Raw genomic sequence first — 18,004 nt, forward strand, 5'->3', positions numbered from 1 at the left:
CATGCCGTATCATTATGCAAACTCACAATTAAAAATATTTTCACTTAACTCTAATAATCCATTAGCTCAAGAAATTGCGCAGGAAATGGGCGTAGAATTAGGTAAATCTTCTGTTAAGCACTTCAGTGATGGAGAGATTCAAATTAGCATTGAAGAAAGTATTCGAGGTTGTGATGTGTTTATCGTGCAGTCTACTTCTGCACCTGTAAACGAACATTTAATGGAGCTTTTAATTATGGTAGATGCAGTTAAACGTGCATCTGCTCGTACAGTAAACGTTGTAATGCCTTATTATGGTTATGCACGCCAAGATCGTAAAGCAAAAGCGCGCGAGCCAATTACAGCTAAATTAGTGGCAAACCTACTTGAAACTGCTGGTGCAACACGTGTTATCGTATTAGATTTACACGCACCTCAAATCCAAGGGTTCTTCGATATCCTAATCGACCACTTAATGGCAGTACCATTACTATCTGATTACTTCAAATCTAAAGGTATTCCAGGAGATGAGATCGTTATTGTTTCACCAGATCATGGTGGGGTAACACGTGCTCGTAAAATGGCTGAACGATTAAAAGCACCGATTGCAATTATTGACAAACGTCGTCCGAAACCAAACGTTGCGGAAGTGATGAACATTGTTGGTAATGTTGATGGTAAAGTGGCAATCTTGATTGATGATATTATTGATACAGCAGGTACAATTACAATTGGGGCAGATGCGTTACGTGCTGCTGGTGCAAAAGAAGTTTACGCTTGCTGTTCACACCCTGTATTATCTGGTCCAGCAATTGAACGTATTGAAAACTCTGCTATTAAAGAATTAGTGGTGACAAATACAATTCAGCTTTCAGACGAGAAAAAATCTCCAAAAATTACAGAGCTTTCTGTAGCTAAATTAATGGCGGATGCTATCTCTCGCGTTTATGAAAATAAATCTGTAAGTACTCTATTTGATTAATAAAAATTGTAAGTATAAGACCAATCTACTCTTTGAGTAGATTGGTCTTTTCTATATAAATTGGACACTATTTCATCAAGACGAAGAAATAGATGAGTGTTTTATGTGTGAGCCTTCTCACAAAGGGGTATAATAATAATGTGTCTTAATAATATTTACTCTACCTTAAACAAATAGAGCTAAGTATTATCATAGCCTACAACGAATTATTGTTGAGGCGTAAATAATTTTCTTGGAAGGGGAATAAAGAAGTATGAGTACAGTATTAAGTGTTACAAAGCGCGAAACTGGGCATCGTTCAACATTAACCCAACTTAGAAAAGGGGGAGCCATTCCTGCAGTTATTTACGGCTACAAAGTAGATTCAACCCCAATTTCTATTGCTGCAAAAGATTTTAAAAAGTCCATTCAAAAAAATGGGCAAAATAGTGTGTTTTCGCTAGAGTTAGAGGGGAAAAAGGTGAATGCTGTTGTGTCAGAGATTCAGCAATGTTCATTGAAAGATGAAGTAAATCATATTGACTTTTTAGCCATTAATATGGCGGAAGAGCTAGAAGCTGATGTCCCGATTAAATTACTTGGACAGTCAGTTGGTGTGAGTGAGGGCGGTATTTTAATGCAGCCTAACTTAGAATTAAAAGTTAAAGTAAAGCCAACAGAGTTACCCGAATCAATTGATGTGGACATTTCATCGTTGAAAATTGGGGAATCCCTAACAGTAGCAGATATTCGCGATGCTACATCTGTTGAAATTATTAGTGAAGATGATTATATGTTAGTAACCATTGTGGCGCCTGTTTCTGTAGAGGAAGAGACTACAGAAAATGAAGAAGGGCAAGAGTCAGTATAAAAGTAAATACGCTTAAGGCTAATAAGAAGGCTATAGCTTTCTTGTTAGCCTTATTTTTTATGCCTTTTAACAATTGTACAAAATGCTTTCTAGGCGTGCTATATGGTAAAATAATGACTATTAGATTTGAAAGAAGAGAGGTACTTATGAAAATTATCGTTGGTTTAGGAAACCCAGGTAAACCTTATGAGCATACAAGACATAATATCGGCTTTGATGTTATTGATGCGTTAGCAGAAAAATGGGGAACACCTTTAACAAATTCAAAATTTAACGGGATGTACACAACTGTACATCGACCAGAAGGAAAGGTTCTACTTGTTAAACCATTAACATATATGAATTTATCAGGGGAATGTGTTGGTCCCCTAATGGACTATTTTGACATAGAGGTAGAAGACTTAATTGTCATTTATGATGACTTGGATTTAGAGACAGGTAAATTACGTCTGCGACAAAAAGGGAGTGCAGGTGGTCATAACGGCATTAAATCATTAATTCAACATTTAGGCACTCAGGAATTTAATCGTATTCGAGTGGGCATTAATCGTCCACCAGCGGGCATGAAGGTAGCAGACTATGTGTTAGCTAAATTTTCGAAGGAAGACCAAGTTCTTATGCAAGACGCCATTGTAAATTCTGTAAACGCTGTTGAAGCATCTCTTTCAAAGCCGTTTCTTGATGTGATGAATCACTTTAACGCAAGCAAATAGATGGAAGTAATAAAATTTATGTTAAAGTTTTTGGATAATTGGCATGGTGTAAGGTGAGTAATGAGCTGCCTTACACTATTATTACAGCTAATACTTGTAGTGAATAGTCTTAGCTACAGGTAAAAATTAATTCTCTAATTTTTAAGTTATTGCAATGAGGATGACAGTGAAAAGTGCATAATCCTTTTTATAAATGTCTATACTTTAAGTAGAAAGTTGCTTAAAGGAGGATGATTTGGAGATGTCAGTTCGCTATCGATGTCGGCATTGTGAAGTAGAAATAGGGACACTACCATTTGATGCAGATGATACAATTCGAAAGTTGCATATTTTCGAATTGGGAGAAGCGGATGATTATGTTGAGAAAGATCAACATGGTCAAACGACTGTGCACTGCATTTGTGAGCAATGTGAGGATTCGCTGAGACAATATCCAGATTATCACGCACTCAATAAATGGATTCAATAATTGGAAGGATGCTTTGACACACTTATGTGTGTTCAAGGCTTTTTCCATTTCATAAAACAGCCATTAATAGAGATATGTAAAATAACACTAGAATAATAGAAATAAAAATATAGAATTTATGCTGAAAGGAGCTTTTGACTGTGGAGGTTTTACGACAGCTTGTGTCGCAAGATAAACATATTACATCATTTTTAAAGGAAATTCAGAGCGGTCAAACTGCATCACAGCTTATTACAGGTTTAACAGGAAGCGCACGCCCCGTAATGGTCGATGTGTTATTTGAATATGTAAAGAAGCCAATCTATATTATCTCTCCTAATCTATTGCAGGCTCAAAAAATGGTTGATGAGCTTGCTGGATTGTTAGGTGAAGAACATGTTCATTATTACCCAGCAGATGAATTTATTGCAGCCGATCTTTCTGTAGCTTCACCAGAACTTCGCGCGGAGCGAATTGCGACGCTTGATTGCTTAGCTAGAGGTGAGAAAGCCATATATGTAATACCTGTGGCTGGTTTACGTAAAATAATGCAGCCTAAGGAACACTGGCTACATTATTTTTTACAAACAGCCGTAGGCGAAGATATTGAAATTGAGATGTGGTTACAAACATTAGTAGAGATGGGTTATGTACGGAATTCAATGGTGACATCACCTGGAGAGTTTGCGTTGCGTGGGGGGATTTTAGATATTTATCCACCTTATTTGGAATCACCTATTCGTATTGAATTATTTGACACAGAGGTTGATTCCATACGAACATTTTCAGCAGATGACCAACGTTCTATTGATAAATTACAAAAAATTCGTATTCTTCCTGCTTCAGAGGTCATTCTTACTAAATCAGAAAGACAGGCATTAGCAGGCCGTTTAGAAGTGGCATTAGCAGCCAGTCTAAAGAAGGTAAAAAAGCAGGAGACAAAGGAACTTCTGTATCAGCATATTCAATATGATATTGAATTGCTACAGCAAGGAAATTTACCTGATTATGTAAACAAATATGGCTCATTATTATACGATAAAACTGCCTTTTTGGGAGATTACTTTGAACATGATGGTATTGTACTTTTTGACGAGCTTGGACGTATTCAAGAGGTAATGGATGCATGGGAACGTGAAGAGGATGAATGGTTTTTATCTTTAATCGAAGAGGGAAAAATGGTTCATGATGTCAAACCCGCCTTCTCATTAAAAGAAATATTGGCGATGTTGTTACAACAAAAGCTTTCATTTTCATTATTTTCGCGAACATTTGCAGGGATTACGTTTAATAAAACAACTAACTTTTCTTGCAAACCAATGCAGCAATTTCATGGACAAATGTCCTTGCTTCAAAGTGAGGTTGAACGCTGGTTACTTGGCAAATTTACAGTTCTCATCATAGCAAGGGATAAAGAACGAGTGAAAAGAGTTCAGCGAATGCTTGAAGAATACGATATTCATACAGCGATAGGTGAGCCAACAGAACCTGGTATTTATATTGTAGATGGTGGCTTGTCGAGTGGCTTTGAATTGCCCCTACAGCGTTTAGCAATTGTAACAGAAGATGAGCTCTTTAAACAGCAGGCAAAGAAAAAAGCACGCACACAAAAAATGACCAATGCTGAACGTATTAAAAGTTATACGGAAATTAAGCCTGGTGATTATGTTGTACATGTTCATCATGGGATTGGTAAATATATTGGTGTAGAGACATTAGAGGTTAATGGTACACATAAGGATTACCTGCATATTCGATATCGTGCAGACGATAAATTATATGTCCCTGTAGAGCAAATAGACTTAATCCAAAAATATGTGGCGTCAGAGGATCGTGAACCAAAGCTACATAAATTAGGTGGAGCAGAGTGGAAAAAGGCTAAAGCGAAGGTATCCTCTGCTGTACAGGATATTGCAGATGATTTAATAAAGCTGTATGCAAAGCGTGAAGCAGAGAAAGGTCATGCTTTTACACCTGATAACGACGACCAACGTAATTTTGAAGCGATGTTCCCTTATGAGGAAACAGAGGATCAACTACGTTCAATTGTTGAAGTAAAACGAGATATGGAACGTGAACGCCCTATGGACCGTTTAGTCTGTGGCGATGTAGGCTATGGTAAGACAGAGGTAGCCATTCGTGCCGCATTTAAGGCTATTCAAGATGGAAAGCAAGTGGCATTCCTTGTCCCTACTACTATCTTGGCTCAGCAACATTATGAGACAATTCGTGAGCGCTTTCAGGATTTCGCCATTAATGTTGGATTGTTATCTCGCTTCCGTTCGAAAAAAGAGCAAACAGCCACATTAAAAGGCTTAAAAGAAGGCCGAGTCGATATAGTTATTGGAACTCACCGTATTTTATCTAAAGATTTAATTTTCCAAGACCTTGGCCTGTTAATTGTGGATGAAGAGCAACGTTTTGGTGTGACACATAAGGAAAAAATTAAACAGTTAAAGACAAATGTCGATGTCTTAACTTTAACGGCTACACCAATCCCAAGGACTCTTCATATGTCCATGGTAGGGGTCCGAGATTTATCTGTTATTGAAACGCCTCCTGCTAATCGCTTCCCAGTTCAAACATATGTGATGGAGCACAGTGGTGCATTAGTACGAGAAGCTATTGAGAGGGAAATGGCACGTGGCGGACAAGTATTTTATTTATATAATCGGGTTGAGGATATGGCTCGAAGGGTTGAGGAAATTCAAGTACTCGTCCCTGAAGCACGTATAGGCTTTGCTCATGGAAAAATGACTGAGTCAGAGCTAGAATCAGTGATTTTAGCCTTTTTAGAGGGTGATTATGATGTACTTGTCACGACAACAATTATCGAGACAGGTGTCGATATACCGAATGTAAATACGTTAATTGTCCATGATGCTGATCGTATGGGCTTAGCCCAGCTCTACCAATTACGCGGTCGCGTTGGACGTTCTAACAGAGTAGCTTATGCATATTTTATGTACCAACGCGACAAAGTTCTGACAGATGTAGCGGAGCAACGTTTACAAGCAATTAAAGAATTTACAGAGCTTGGCTCAGGCTTTAAAATTGCGATGCGAGATTTATCTATTCGAGGTGCAGGAAACTTACTTGGAGCGCAGCAACATGGCTTTATTGATTCAGTTGGCTTTGATTTATATTCACAAATGCTTCAGGATGCCATCGCGGAACGTCAAACAGGCGTGAAAAAAGAAGAAAAGCCAGATATAGAAATTTTGCTGAGTATTGATGCTTATATTCCAGACGCTTACATTCCAGATGGTTATCAAAAGATCCAAATGTATAAACGAATTAAAGCCATGGATCAGGTGGAAGAGTATGACGAAATCATGGAGGAATTAGAGGATCGATTTGGCGATCTTCCAATTGAAACAGAGCGTTTACTTCGAATAGCACGAATGAAAGTTTGGGGCTTAGGTGCGGGAGTAGTATCTGTAAAGGAGAAGCAAAAACTTATTACAATACTATTGTCAGAACAAGGGACGGCAAGTGTCGATGGCAGTAAGATTATTGAAGAATCGATGAAATTCGAGCGTGCTGTTGGTTTTGGTATGGATGGCATGCAGTTAAAATTAACAATAGATGAACGCAAGAGTGGGAAATATCAACCCTTTGATATGTTGGAAGAGCTAATGCAAATTATTGATAAAGCAAAAAAGCAGCCATAGTAGTTAAAAGGCTAATCTTATCTTTTACCGTAAAAGATAAGATTAGCCTTTTTCATGTTACTTCAGTAATCATCATCTCTAACATATTTACTCACAGGAATAATTGGTTTTTTCCAATATTTTTTATGAATTAATTATAGAAACTTATTCCTTGGGTAATCTAATAAAGAGTTGATTGATGTAATACCGTTTTTTGAAAAAAATTGATTGATGGTTGTGAAATCCTTTTTCTTCAGTTTTTGCATAGATTGCTCAAATAAAAACCATACTATCATTGAATTAAAATTTCATTGTAGCGAAAGCGAGGCATTAGAATGAAGGCAACAGGAATTGTTCGTCGTATTGATGATTTAGGGCGTGTAGTTATTCCAAAAGAAATTCGTAGGACGCTACGTATTCGTGAAGGCGACCCGCTTGAAATTTATACGGACCGTGAAGGCGAAGTCATTTTAAAGAAATATTCTCCCATCAATGATTTGGGGGAATTTGCAAGAGAATATGTTGAAACACTTTATGAAACGATGGGCACACCAGCATTTGTCACTGACCGTGATGAAGTAATCGCTGTTGCAGGGATAGGGAAAAAGGAATATATAAATCGTCGCATTACGTCCTTTGCGGAAAGCTTTATGGACGAACGCTCCACAAAAATAGAAAAAATGGAGACAACGATTGAAATTGTCCCTGGACAATATGAGCAAGTAAAATCATATTGTGCGACACCTATTATGGTGAATGGTGACCCAATAGGCTGTATTATCGTCTTGTCTAAAGTACACTTTGTTGGTGAGGTAGAAGTCAAAGTAGTGGAAACAGCTGCAAACTTCTTAGCAAAACAAATGAATAGTTAATGCATGGAAAAGTTATTGCGATGACCTTTAAGGCTGAACAATAACTTTTTTGCGTACATAAGGATGAATCATTATAGGAACAGTAGTGCCACCTTGCACGTCAAACTTTTGAGATATGCTATACTATTGGCATTGTTAAGAAGGAAAGAGGGCAATTTATGTCGCAACGTTTTGGTATGAAAAGCTACATGAAGGGTGCCGCCTTATTGACGATAGCAGCCCTTATTGTAAAAGTTCTTAGTGCCATTTACCGTGTGCCTTTTCAAAATCTAGTAGGTGATGAAGGCTTTTATATCTATCAACAGGTATATCCAGTTATTTCAATCTTCGTTGTTTGGACATCTAGTGGCTTTGCTATAGCCATTTCTAAAATGCTTGCAGACAATGATTGTATTGTTGATACAATAGAACGTGATGAAAGACGTCGCACTATAACACAGGTAGTTTTCAGGTATTTAACGGTATTATCACTACTGTTTTTTGCCATTTTATTTGGAGGTGCTGAAAAGATTGCCCATTTAATGGGAGATATTCAATTAGCACCACTTATTCGTACAGGCTCCTTAGTAGTATTGGTTATGCCGGCGCTGGCTATTTTAAAAGGTAGCTTTCAATCTAGAGCAATTATGGAGCCTATTGCTTATGCCCAAGTACTTGAACAAGCAGTGAGAGTAACTGTCATATTAGCAGGTACCTTTCTTATTATGACAACGACTAAATCTCTTTATGGTGCAGGAAAAATGGCTGTTATCGGTACAGTAATTGGAGAAATTACAGCCTTGCTATTACTTGCTTATATCTCATATAAACGATTTGGTCTACTGCAAGTTAAACAACATCTACAACGTAATCCAAGTTTACCTATCATTAAAGAGGTCACTTGGCTCAGCTTGAGTGTCAGTATGAGTGGTCTACTACTACTTGGCTATCAATTGGTCGATTCATTTACAATCTATTCTTCATTAATTGATAATGGCATGACTCCTACAATTGCAAAGGAAACGAAGGGTATTTATGATCGAGGACAACCGTTAGTTCAACTAGGTGTTGTCATTGCATCCTCATTGTCGTTGGCCATTGTGCCACTTGTCGCCCATTTGTCGAAAAAACAAGCGGGACGTAGTGCAGTACCATTCATACAATTAACATACAAAGCATCCGTCCTGTTCGGCTGGTCTGCTGCACTAGGCTTAATGCTAGTTATGCCTTATTTAAATGAAATGCTTTTTAAAACCAATTCCTTATCGGAAGTATTGATTGTCTATGTATTTCAAATTGTCCCTTTGTCGATTATCCTTACATTTACAGCGATCTTACAAGGCTATGGAAAATTAAAAAAACCAGCTTTATTTCTCATAATTGGTTTTCTAATAAAAATTATATTAAATGTACGTTTAATTGGTGGATTAGGTGTACTAGGAGCTGCCATCGCAAATGATATAGGATTATTATTAACAGCAACCTTGCTAATTATTTATTTAAAAACATTGACTGGCATTCAATTAGCTTCAGGCGCATTTTATAAAAAAGTAGGTATAGCCTCCTTCAGTATGACAATCGTCGTTCTTATATGGTTACAGCTAGTATCGTCCTTGTTAAACCATTTGATGTCTTCACGTATGATAGCTATGGTGGCGGGTTTGACAGCAGTATCTATTGGGGCGTTTGTTATGCTAACAATTATTGCAAAGAAAAGAGTACTAATAGAAAAAGAATGGTATTTACTGCCGTTTGGACGTAGAATGGCTGTTTACCAACTTTGGCTAAATTCAAGGAAGTAGGTGTAATATTGAATACATTAACAATTATTGGTTTAGGTGCAGGTGACTTTAATCAGCTGCAAATGGGTGTTTATAAAAAATTAAAGGCTGCTAAAAAATTATATGTACGAACAGTGGATCATCCGGTTTTAGAGGAATTAGCAGCAGAGGGTGTGGGATTTGAAAGTTTTGACGACGTTTATGAAAAACACGATACATTTCAACCTGTGTATGCAGAAATAGCTGATTCTCTTATAGAAGCTACCGCTGTTGAGGATGTTATGTATGCTGTGCCAGGGCATCCACTAGTTGCAGAGCAAACAGTGCAATTACTTATTGCAGCCGCAAATGAAGGGAAAATTGAGCTAGTCATTGAGGGTGGTCAGAGTTTCTTAGATCCCATTTTTGGTGCGTTAAAAATAGATCCAATTGAAGGCTTTCAATTACTTGATGGTACTAGCTTTTCAATGCATGACATTAACATGCGTCAGCATATCTTGATCGCTCAAGTATACGATACATTCAGTGCATCAGAAGTGAAGCTAACGTTGATGGAGAAATATGATGATGAGTATCCTGTGACAGTTGTGACAGCGGCTGGATCTTCACAGGAACAGATTGTCACAGTGCCACTCTATGAACTCGATCAAAGTGTAGAAGTAAATAATTTAACAACAGTCTATGTACCACCTGTAAAATCACAGGAGGAGTCATTAAGAGATTGGACAACATTCCGTCAAATCATTGCAACGCTGAGAGGTCCAAATGGCTGTCCTTGGGATCAAAAGCAAACACATGAGTCGTTGAAAAAATATTTACTTGAGGAAGCACATGAATACTTGGCTGCGGTCGATGCTGAGGATGATTTTGCTATGATTGAGGAACTTGGTGATGTGTTGTTACAAGTATTTTTGCATGCACAAATTGGAGAAGATCAAGGTTATTTTACACTTGAAGATGTGTTAGCTTCGATTAGTAAAAAAATGATTCGCCGCCATCCGCACGTTTTTGGGGATGTTGCAGTAGAAGATGCAGATGATGTCGTGGCTAATTGGGAGGCTATTAAAGCTGAGGAAAAAGAAACTAGCGACAAACCTTTATTAGACGAAGAATATAGAGCATCTTCGGCATTACAGACAGCCTACAATTATCAAAAAAGAGCTGCAAAAGTGGGCTTTGATTGGCCAGATGTGGAGGGAGCATGGGATAAATTTACCGAGGAATGGCAGGAATTTCGCCATGAGGTGACGAAAGGCTCTAATGCGTCCCGTCTTGATGAATTTGGCGATGTATTGTTCACATTAGTAAACTTAGCACGTTTCTATAAATTATCACCAGAAGAAGCCATGCTACATGCAAATGAGAAATTTGCAAGACGTTTCGGCTATGTTGAGCAACAGGTAAAAGCAAGTGGAAAACCATTTTCCGATTTTACATTAGAACAATTAGATGCATTTTGGAATGAAGCAAAGCAACTAGAAAAGGAGTAAGATTATGAGATTAGATAAGTTTTTAAAAGTATCCCGTTTAATAAAACGCCGTACTTTAGCCAAAGAAGTGGCCGATCAAGGACGTATTACAATCAATAAAAAGATTGCAAAAGCAAGTAGTACAGTGAAAGCTGGTGATGAGCTTGCTATCCGTTTTGGTCAAAAAATAGTAACGGCACGTGTAGAAGAAATACGTGATACTGTGAAAAAAGAAGATGCAGCAAAAATGTTTACCATTTTGAAAGAAGAACGACTTGAAAAGATTGAGCCTGAATTTATTGATGATGAGGATTAAAGCTAAATTTATTTTCTAGCCCTCCTATTGTTGTCCCGCCTTTCTTTTTGTAGGTGAAAGTATGATACAACTTAAATAAAGTTGTCATGCTTTGAAGGTTGTCCGCATAAAGTGAACAGAAGCTAGGACGACTAAAGGAGGAAAAAAATGACGCTACATCAAGAAAGTAATCGTTACACAATTCCATCTGGAGAGCATATTTTAACGATTCGTAATCGTAAAAGAATGGACATGACTTCTGTAAAATCAATTGAACGCTTTGATCAGGAAGAGTTTTTCATTAAGACGTCCCAAGGGCACTTGTTAATCCGTGGAGAGGAACTGCATATCGTTCATTTAGATGTTGACAAAGGATTATTGACACTTGAAGGAACTGTAAAAACCTTACAGTACGACGAGGAGGAAAGTGGCTTCTCGAAAGGTTTCCTTCATAAGTTATTTGGATGATTGTCAGTGAACAATTTTATCAATTAATTGTCATGGTTTTGAGCGGTATAGCAGTTGGTTTCATAATTGATAGTATAAGGCTTATTGTTTTTTCAACTCCAAAAAGGTCAAGCCTTCGAAAGTGGATGATGGTTGTTGAGTTAATAACTTGGATTCTACTTGGAGGGTTGACATACTATTTATTATTTTGGCTAAAAGATGGCGCTTGGCGGGCTTACGACCCGCTAGCGCAAATAGCCGGAATTTTTTTGTATCAATCATTTTTTCAAACCTTTTTACGTTTCGTTGCTAGAATTTTGGTGAATATAACATGGAGACCCTTTTGGTTCATTGTGCGTTTCATAATTACGGTTATTCGACAAATTTTGCAATTATTAATAAATATTGTTATGTTTGTTATAAGACCTTTTGTCAAAATTTATTCGTATTTGTCCTACACTTTTTTTAAAAAATTACGATATTTGAAGTATAATAAAAAGCAACAATAATTATCGGAGGTGCGGACATGACTAGACGTCATTCATCAAATGATGAATCCCAAAACTTCACTAAGCTTGATAATGACTATGTCCGTAACACGGATAGAGCTATAAATCGCAAACAACAGGCTCGAAAACGTAAGATGCGTCGTATTGTCTTTTTTGCGATTGTACCAGTCATTATTATTGCTCTTCTCTTAAATGTGCTGTCACATCAGAATGAAACATTAGCAGCAAAAGAGAAATCCAAAGAAGAAGCGAATCGGCATCTCACTGAATTGAAAGAAGAACAAGATACATTAAATCTTAAAATCAAACAATTGCAGGATGATGAATATATCGCGAAGCTATTAAGAAAAGAGTACTATTTATCGGAAAAAGGTGAGATTATTTTCATCATTCCAGATAAGGAAGATAAAAAAGACGACTGAAAAGCTATGTATTGTTGACACTCTTTTATTGTTATATATAATGAAAAGAGAAGCTTATTGCAGTAAAAAGTTTGATTAAATTGATTACATGGCTCAAAAGAGTCGCTTAATTTTTAAGGAGGAGCATTTTTTTTATGTCAATTGAAGTAGGCAGCAAGGTACAAGGTAAAGTAACAGGAATCACAAATTTTGGAGCATTCGTTGAGCTGCCAGATGGCAAAACAGGCTTAGTTCACATTAGTGAAGTTGCTGACAATTATGTAAAAGATATCAATGAGCATCTAAAAGTTGGAGATGAAGTTGAAGTAAAAGTGATGAATGTTGAAGCGGACGGAAAGATTGGTCTTTCAATCCGTAAAGCAAAGCCTCAAGCTGAAAGACCAGAGCGACCAGAGCGTCCAGCACGTCCACGTCGTGATAATCGTTCCAATGATCGCAACGAACGCCACCAGCCAAAAGAAAATTTTGAGCAAAAAATGGCACGCTTCTTAAAAGATAGTGATGAACGTCTAGCAACACTTAAACGTGCTACAGAATCAAAACGCGGAGGTCGCGGAGCTAGAAGAGGGTAGTTTGCTGACTGTTTTAATCGTAGAAAAAGTGTATGAAATAGAGTTGGGAGTGGCTTTTTAAAAGCTACTCCCTTTTTTAATATACCTATAAAGTAGAAGATGGTCTCTTTTTCTTTTTTGTGGGTGTTATCGTTTTTTCATCGGTAAGACCAATGGATTCTTTCTTCACAGGATGGATAACCATTTTGACAAGTAAAGCAACACCATAAACACTCACAGCTAGTCCACCAAGCAATAAGATTATTTGAACAAAAAACGGTAAGTTTATTAGAATTGAAATAAGAATAATCATTGAGCCACTTCCACAAATTAAAGCAGCTTTTGTTAATGCACTCAAGGGAATTAAACCTCCTAAAAACGTTGTTTTTACTAGTATGCCATACTTTTATATTCTGTCACATAGCTTTACTTAAGCGGACGGATAGAATTTGCAAAGAAGTAGATAGATGGATAAATTAAAAATAGGTATCTCAGAATCTAGTTCTGAGATACCTATTTGAGATGACCCGTACGGGATTCGAACCCGTGTTACCGCCGTGAAAGGGCGGTGTCTTAACCACTTGACCAACGGGCCTATATGGTGGCGGCCGAGGGGATCGAACCCCCGACCTTACGGGTATGAACCGTACGCTCTAGCCAGCTGAGCTAGGCCGCCAAATTTAGAAATGGAGCGGAAGACGAGGTTCGAACTCGCGACCCCCACCTTGGCAAGGTGGTGTTCTACCACTGAACTACTTCCGCATGTCGTTTAAGCAACAAGTTAAATAATACAAGCCAATCGTGCTAGTGTCAAGTAGGTTTGAAAAAATATTTAAAGATATTTCAGGACATTTAACTATAGAAGAATATTTTAGCGGATTTTTTGTTCTTACGTAGAAATATATCCTAGAGAATAGTTGTATCAAACCATTAATAGTACGTGAAATCCCTTCAAATTAGGCTTTAAGATGAATAGTAAATAATTATTATATTGATTCAATAATTGAATTTTCCAATATTTCTATTGATCAAAAGCCTTTTACTATAGAAATTGTTGCCAATTCTCGTATTTATGAATAGCTATTAGTCGAAATATTTATATTTTTTTCTGTCAACGTCAGACAATCTTTCCACACATAATTTTTTATAATAACCAAAAGTGCGGAAAGGGGATAGTTAAATGACAAGTATTGAATGGTATAATACAACGAATGTAGATGACCAAAAAATAGGTTTGAAAAAGAAGCAGATCCTAATAGGCTCTCTCTTTTTTTTAACCGCCTTTTTCTTGGCTCAATCTGTTGTATTTGAAGCGGCTGTACCGTTCTCAGTTCCTTTTTGGGCCATTATTCGAACAAAATATAGGGAGTATGCTAAATTCGTATTATTTGGGAGTTTAGCGGGTTGCTTTTTCCTAGGCTTTGGACAAGTCCTAATTCTCGCTTTACAAATTATCCTGTATGAATGTATTATGCGTTTTCGTTACTGGCAACTGCCCCAAAGTATTGCGGTGTCTTTAGCTGTATTACTAGTACAAATAATGTGGCAAGGGGTGATGTATCAAGGCTTACCACCAGTGCTTGTACAATTTTATGTGGGTTGTGAAGCAGCTTTAGCTCTTATTATGACATTGTTTATGCAAGTATTATTTGTTAATTCGTATGAATGGTTTACGACGCATTGGACATATGAAAAGCTAGGTTCAGGATTAGTCGTCTTTGCAGCCATGCTTACTGGAATGCAAACGGTTGTAATAAGCTATTTTTCACTCCCTATTTTTTTACTGCAGCTCTTTATCTGTTTTGGCGCATTGGTTGGAAGTGTTCCTTTAGCAACTGTCATTGGAGCAGTGTTAGGAACGCTTATAGGTGTGGCCAAGCTTTCGTTTACCGGTATGCTTTCGGTGGCTACCTTAACTGGATTATGTGCGGGTATGGGAGCGAAAGGTGGTAGATTTGGCGTTGCTATTGGTAGTATTTTACCTAGTGTATTTTTTTTATTTTATGACGCCACATTGCCCTTGGATAGTGTTTATTTCACCTCAATTGCCATTGGTAGTATTTTATTTCTAACCATTCCAAAGAAATATTCGGATAGGGTAAGGGACAAGCTCTTTCCACAACGAGAAGAGGTTTTACTAGCCCGACAGAATTGGTTAACAGAACATGTAACGTATAAATTAGAGCACTTTCAGCATTTTGTGCAATTCATGAAGGAACTTGTGTTTGATCGCTTTATGACAGCACCAGTTGAAGCGGCAAAGGAAGTAGCACCAATGAATACTTGTTTAAGTTGTTTCCGTTATGATCATTGCTGGGGTGCGCAAAATAATGGTATGGACAAGCTGATGACAGATTGGTTTCATATGAAAGGAGTAGGCAAGGAATCAGCTATTCATCGTGTTGAAGAACAAATACGCTATAAATGTGTGAAATCCACGAAAATCTTTGAGGAATTAGATACAGAACTTTATAGAGAACGAATTAACGGGCAATATTTCCATGGTAAAAAAATGATTGCCCTTCAACTGCGAGATATGAGCAATCATTTAAATCAGTTAATTGCTGAGATGAAGGAAGATACAATTTCTTTTGTAAGTGTTGAGAAGGACATTGTTGAGCGCTTAAAGGAAGCCAATATTGAATGTTTTCAACTTGATGTCTTAAGTAATAAGCCTGGGGCAAGAAAGATTGTTTGTGCCTTAGCACCAGCACGTGTCAACTGGGAGAAAGATACGACATTAGCTGAACGTATGATTTTGCCGATTCTTTATGAAATTTTTGATGAACCTTTTGAAATTGAAAAAGTAGTAGCCTGCGAAATACCATTTCGTCATGTTCAAATTTGCTTTAGATCAGCTATTAGCTTTGAAGTAGAGTATGATATATATAGCATGTCTAAAGATGCAACACTATATTCCGGTGATTCTCATGCCCTTTTCCAATTGCATCCAGGATTATTTGCGATATTGCTGTCTGATGGTATGGGGCAAAGTAAAGAAGCACAACATGAAAGTAGAAAATTGATTCATTTAATGAGAGAGTGTCTAAATTACAATATGAATCCCGAAACTGCGATGCATACGCTCCATTATGTCATGGCATTAAAGCAGCAAGATGATATGTATGCAACCCTTGATTTTGCACTTGTCGATTTACAGCACGGAGATTTGTGGTCGTGGAAAGCGGGTGGAATGTCAACCTACATTTTGCGTGGAAAAGAGGTACTGAAAGTAGAAAGTAATGCAGCACCTGTAGGATTCTTATCTATTTCAGCGGTCGAAGCTGAAAAAAGAAAACTGAAGGCAGGTGATGTTATTTTAATGCATTCAGATGGACTGTTCTCAAGTGTAGCTGATTGGGATGAACAGGAGGAAACATTTTTAGCTTTCGCACAGCAGGTAGCAAGTACAAATAAAACGATTCAAGAAAAGCTAACAACCATTATGCAATCATTCCAAGGATATTTTGAAATAGAGGATGATTGTACAGTATTAATGTTAGAGGTGACACATGTTGTACCGACATGGGCTGTCTTTAGACCAGCTCAGTATTCAATGAGTAAATCATCTTAAACTAACAACGAAAAGGGGAGGAGAAGCGTTTGTCATTTGAATTAAAGGTCAAAACATTTATAGAAGAAGAGCAATTATTACAGCAAGGCGACCATCTTCTCATCGCCGTTTCGGGTGGGATAGACTCTATGGCTTTACTTCATTACTTTATTCAAACACAGGAGCATTGGAACATTCAGGTGGAAGCCGTACATGTTGATCATATGTTGAGAGGAGAAGCTTCTGCTGAGGATAGGGCTTTTGTTCAAAAATATTGTGACGCTAATGATGTTTACTTACATGCCAAGGAAATTCCAATACCTACAATATTGGCACAGGAAAATGGTAATACACAGTTAATATGTCGTAGGGAAAGGTATCAATTTTTCAAAGAAGTTCTGCAAAAAACAAATGCTAATAAGCTTGTAACTGCACATCATGCGGATGACCAACTGGAGTCAGTATTAATGGCCCTTACAAAAAATGCAACAATGAATAGCATGCAGGGCATACGTCCTCAAAGAATTTTTGGAGGAAAATCATTAATTCGTCCGTTTTTAACGGTTACAAAGTCTGAAATAGGGGAATATTTACTTAGAAAAGGTTTAGATTATCGAGAAGATGCTAGCAATTCTAAAGATACCTATGTACGTAATCGTTTTAGACATCATGTGGTGCCTTTATTGGAGGCAGAGAATCCGCGAGTGACTGAACAGGTGACCCATTTCACAAAGCAATTGCAAGAAGACGATACCTTTTTAATGACATTGGCCCAAGATGTATTTTCCCAAATCATCATAAGAAATAATGAAAATACATATCGCATGGAAATTGAGGCATTTCAATTGGTACCACTTGCTTTACAAAGGAGGCTCATTTTAATACTATTAAACTATCTTTACAAAGATTCAAATACGATACAAAGTTATGCCTTATTGACTTCAATTTTAAAGCTTTGTGATACAACAGCAGGGTATGCTGAAATTCACTTACCTGAAGATTTTCTAGCAGTTCGCCGTTATGGAAATTTAACGATTCAGAAAAAGGAGCCGTTAGAAGGCCTAGCTTCTCCTGAGAAACAGGTTATTTCGACTGCTAATGGCTGGACAACACTGACAAATGGTGAGCGCTTACGCGTAGTCAATTTGCATGATTTATCGTCTGAATTGCTGACGGATACTGCACAACTTTTTTATTTTAACGCTAGCAAACTCCACCTACCGTTTTATGTTCGGGCACGCAGGGATGGAGATAGAATGCTGTTAAAAGGAATGGATCAGCCAAAACGCTTATCTCGCCTTTTTATAGATGAAAAGATTCCTTTAAATGAGCGAAATAGCTGGCCGTTACTGATTTCTCAATCTGATGAGGTGGTAGCGGTAATTGGTGTGCGTATGGGAATATTTTTTTCAACCACTCCGCAACCAAACGATGATACAGTGCTCATCGTAGACTAAGGTCTTTGTAAAATATTTCACCGAAATAGGGTGAAGATTTTTTG

At 37.5% G+C, this 18,004-nt stretch carries 16 protein-coding genes and 3 tRNA genes; 15 read left to right on the forward strand and 4 right to left on the reverse strand.

Annotation, left to right across the window (positions count from 1 at the left end; genetic code table 11):
• Window position 1 precedes the first annotated feature (1 nt).
• From NYE73_RS00390 to NYE73_RS00450, 13 genes are all read left to right on the forward strand, one after another.
• Window positions 2-961: a ribose-phosphate diphosphokinase gene (locus tag NYE73_RS00390; protein ID WP_004229183.1), complete on the forward strand. Its 960-nt coding sequence runs from the start codon at window positions 2-4 to the stop codon at window positions 959-961.
• A gap of 253 nt (window positions 962-1,214) precedes the next feature.
• The gene (locus NYE73_RS00395; protein ID WP_054548595.1) at window positions 1,215-1,811 is read left to right on the forward strand and encodes a 50S ribosomal protein L25/general stress protein Ctc; all 597 of its coding nucleotides are present in this window, start codon (window positions 1,215-1,217) and stop codon (window positions 1,809-1,811) included.
• 146 nt (window positions 1,812-1,957) lie between these two features.
• Complete coding sequence (gene pth / locus NYE73_RS00400) at window positions 1,958-2,524, forward strand: aminoacyl-tRNA hydrolase (protein WP_016993791.1); 567 nt, start codon at window positions 1,958-1,960, stop codon at window positions 2,522-2,524.
• 241 nt (window positions 2,525-2,765) lie between these two features.
• Entirely contained in the window at window positions 2,766-2,993 is a 228-nt protein-coding gene (locus tag NYE73_RS00405) for an anti-sigma-F factor Fin (protein ID WP_016993788.1), read from the forward strand.
• Between the two features lie 140 nt (window positions 2,994-3,133).
• Window positions 3,134-6,646 (forward strand): transcription-repair coupling factor, encoded by a 3,513-nt coding sequence (gene mfd, locus NYE73_RS00410; protein ID WP_259951237.1) that lies wholly within the window; start codon window positions 3,134-3,136, stop codon window positions 6,644-6,646.
• Window positions 6,647-6,960: 314 nt separating this feature from the next.
• Window positions 6,961-7,497 (forward strand): stage V sporulation protein T, encoded by a 537-nt coding sequence (spoVT, locus tag NYE73_RS00415; protein WP_004229174.1) that lies wholly within the window; start codon window positions 6,961-6,963, stop codon window positions 7,495-7,497.
• A 158-nt stretch (window positions 7,498-7,655) separates the two neighbouring features.
• The gene (locus tag NYE73_RS00420) at window positions 7,656-9,278 is read left to right on the forward strand and encodes a putative polysaccharide biosynthesis protein (RefSeq protein WP_066038163.1); all 1,623 of its coding nucleotides are present in this window, start codon (window positions 7,656-7,658) and stop codon (window positions 9,276-9,278) included.
• Between the two features lie 8 nt (window positions 9,279-9,286).
• Complete coding sequence (mazG, locus tag NYE73_RS00425; protein ID WP_054548592.1) at window positions 9,287-10,747, forward strand: nucleoside triphosphate pyrophosphohydrolase; 1,461 nt, start codon at window positions 9,287-9,289, stop codon at window positions 10,745-10,747.
• Window positions 10,748-10,751: 4 nt separating this feature from the next.
• Window positions 10,752-11,042 (forward strand): RNA-binding S4 domain-containing protein, encoded by a 291-nt coding sequence (locus NYE73_RS00430; RefSeq protein WP_259951238.1) that lies wholly within the window; start codon window positions 10,752-10,754, stop codon window positions 11,040-11,042.
• Window positions 11,043-11,189: 147 nt separating this feature from the next.
• Complete coding sequence (gene yabP, locus NYE73_RS00435; protein ID WP_004229167.1) at window positions 11,190-11,489, forward strand: sporulation protein YabP; 300 nt, start codon at window positions 11,190-11,192, stop codon at window positions 11,487-11,489.
• Entirely contained in the window at window positions 11,486-11,977 is a 492-nt protein-coding gene (gene yabQ, locus NYE73_RS00440; RefSeq protein ID WP_048395335.1) for a spore cortex biosynthesis protein YabQ, read from the forward strand. The genes yabP and yabQ overlap by 4 nt, the downstream gene beginning before the upstream one ends.
• Window positions 11,978-11,994: 17 nt before the next feature.
• Complete coding sequence (locus tag NYE73_RS00445; protein WP_048395333.1) at window positions 11,995-12,399, forward strand: FtsB family cell division protein; 405 nt, start codon at window positions 11,995-11,997, stop codon at window positions 12,397-12,399.
• A 134-nt stretch (window positions 12,400-12,533) separates the two neighbouring features.
• Window positions 12,534-12,971 (forward strand): S1 domain-containing RNA-binding protein, encoded by a 438-nt coding sequence (locus tag NYE73_RS00450; RefSeq protein ID WP_048395331.1) that lies wholly within the window; start codon window positions 12,534-12,536, stop codon window positions 12,969-12,971.
• Between the two features lie 85 nt (window positions 12,972-13,056).
• Here NYE73_RS00450 and NYE73_RS00455 read toward each other — a convergent pair whose 3' ends face one another.
• The 4 genes from NYE73_RS00455 to NYE73_RS00470 all read right to left on the reverse strand — a co-directional run bounded on the left by NYE73_RS00455 (window position 13,057) and on the right by NYE73_RS00470 (window position 13,712).
• Window positions 13,057-13,308, reverse strand: coding sequence for a hypothetical protein (locus tag NYE73_RS00455; RefSeq protein ID WP_048395329.1), 252 nt, complete (start codon window positions 13,306-13,308; stop codon window positions 13,057-13,059).
• A gap of 165 nt (window positions 13,309-13,473) precedes the next feature.
• Window positions 13,474-13,545: transfer RNA gene (locus tag NYE73_RS00460), tRNA-Glu, on the reverse strand.
• Window positions 13,546-13,549: 4 nt separating this feature from the next.
• Window positions 13,550-13,626 (reverse strand) — tRNA-Met (locus tag NYE73_RS00465).
• Between the two features lie 11 nt (window positions 13,627-13,637).
• A tRNA-Gly gene (locus NYE73_RS00470) sits at window positions 13,638-13,712 on the reverse strand.
• 418 nt (window positions 13,713-14,130) lie between these two features.
• Here NYE73_RS00470 and NYE73_RS00475 point away from each other — a divergent pair.
• Both NYE73_RS00475 and tilS read left to right on the forward strand, forming a co-directional pair.
• On the forward strand, window positions 14,131-16,524 hold the full coding sequence (locus NYE73_RS00475; protein ID WP_004229149.1) for a SpoIIE family protein phosphatase: 2,394 nt from the start codon (window positions 14,131-14,133) through the stop codon (window positions 16,522-16,524).
• Between the two features lie 29 nt (window positions 16,525-16,553).
• Window positions 16,554-17,960 carry a tRNA lysidine(34) synthetase TilS gene (gene tilS / locus NYE73_RS00480; protein ID WP_066038166.1) on the forward strand — a complete coding sequence of 469 codons (1,407 nt, stop codon included), beginning with the start codon at window positions 16,554-16,556 and terminating at the stop codon, window positions 17,958-17,960.
• The last annotated feature ends 44 nt before the right edge of the window (window positions 17,961-18,004 follow it).

The sequence above is a fragment of the Lysinibacillus sp. FSL K6-0102 genome, from assembly GCF_038003545.1.
GTDB lineage: Bacteria > Bacillota > Bacilli > Bacillales_A > Planococcaceae > Lysinibacillus > Lysinibacillus capsici.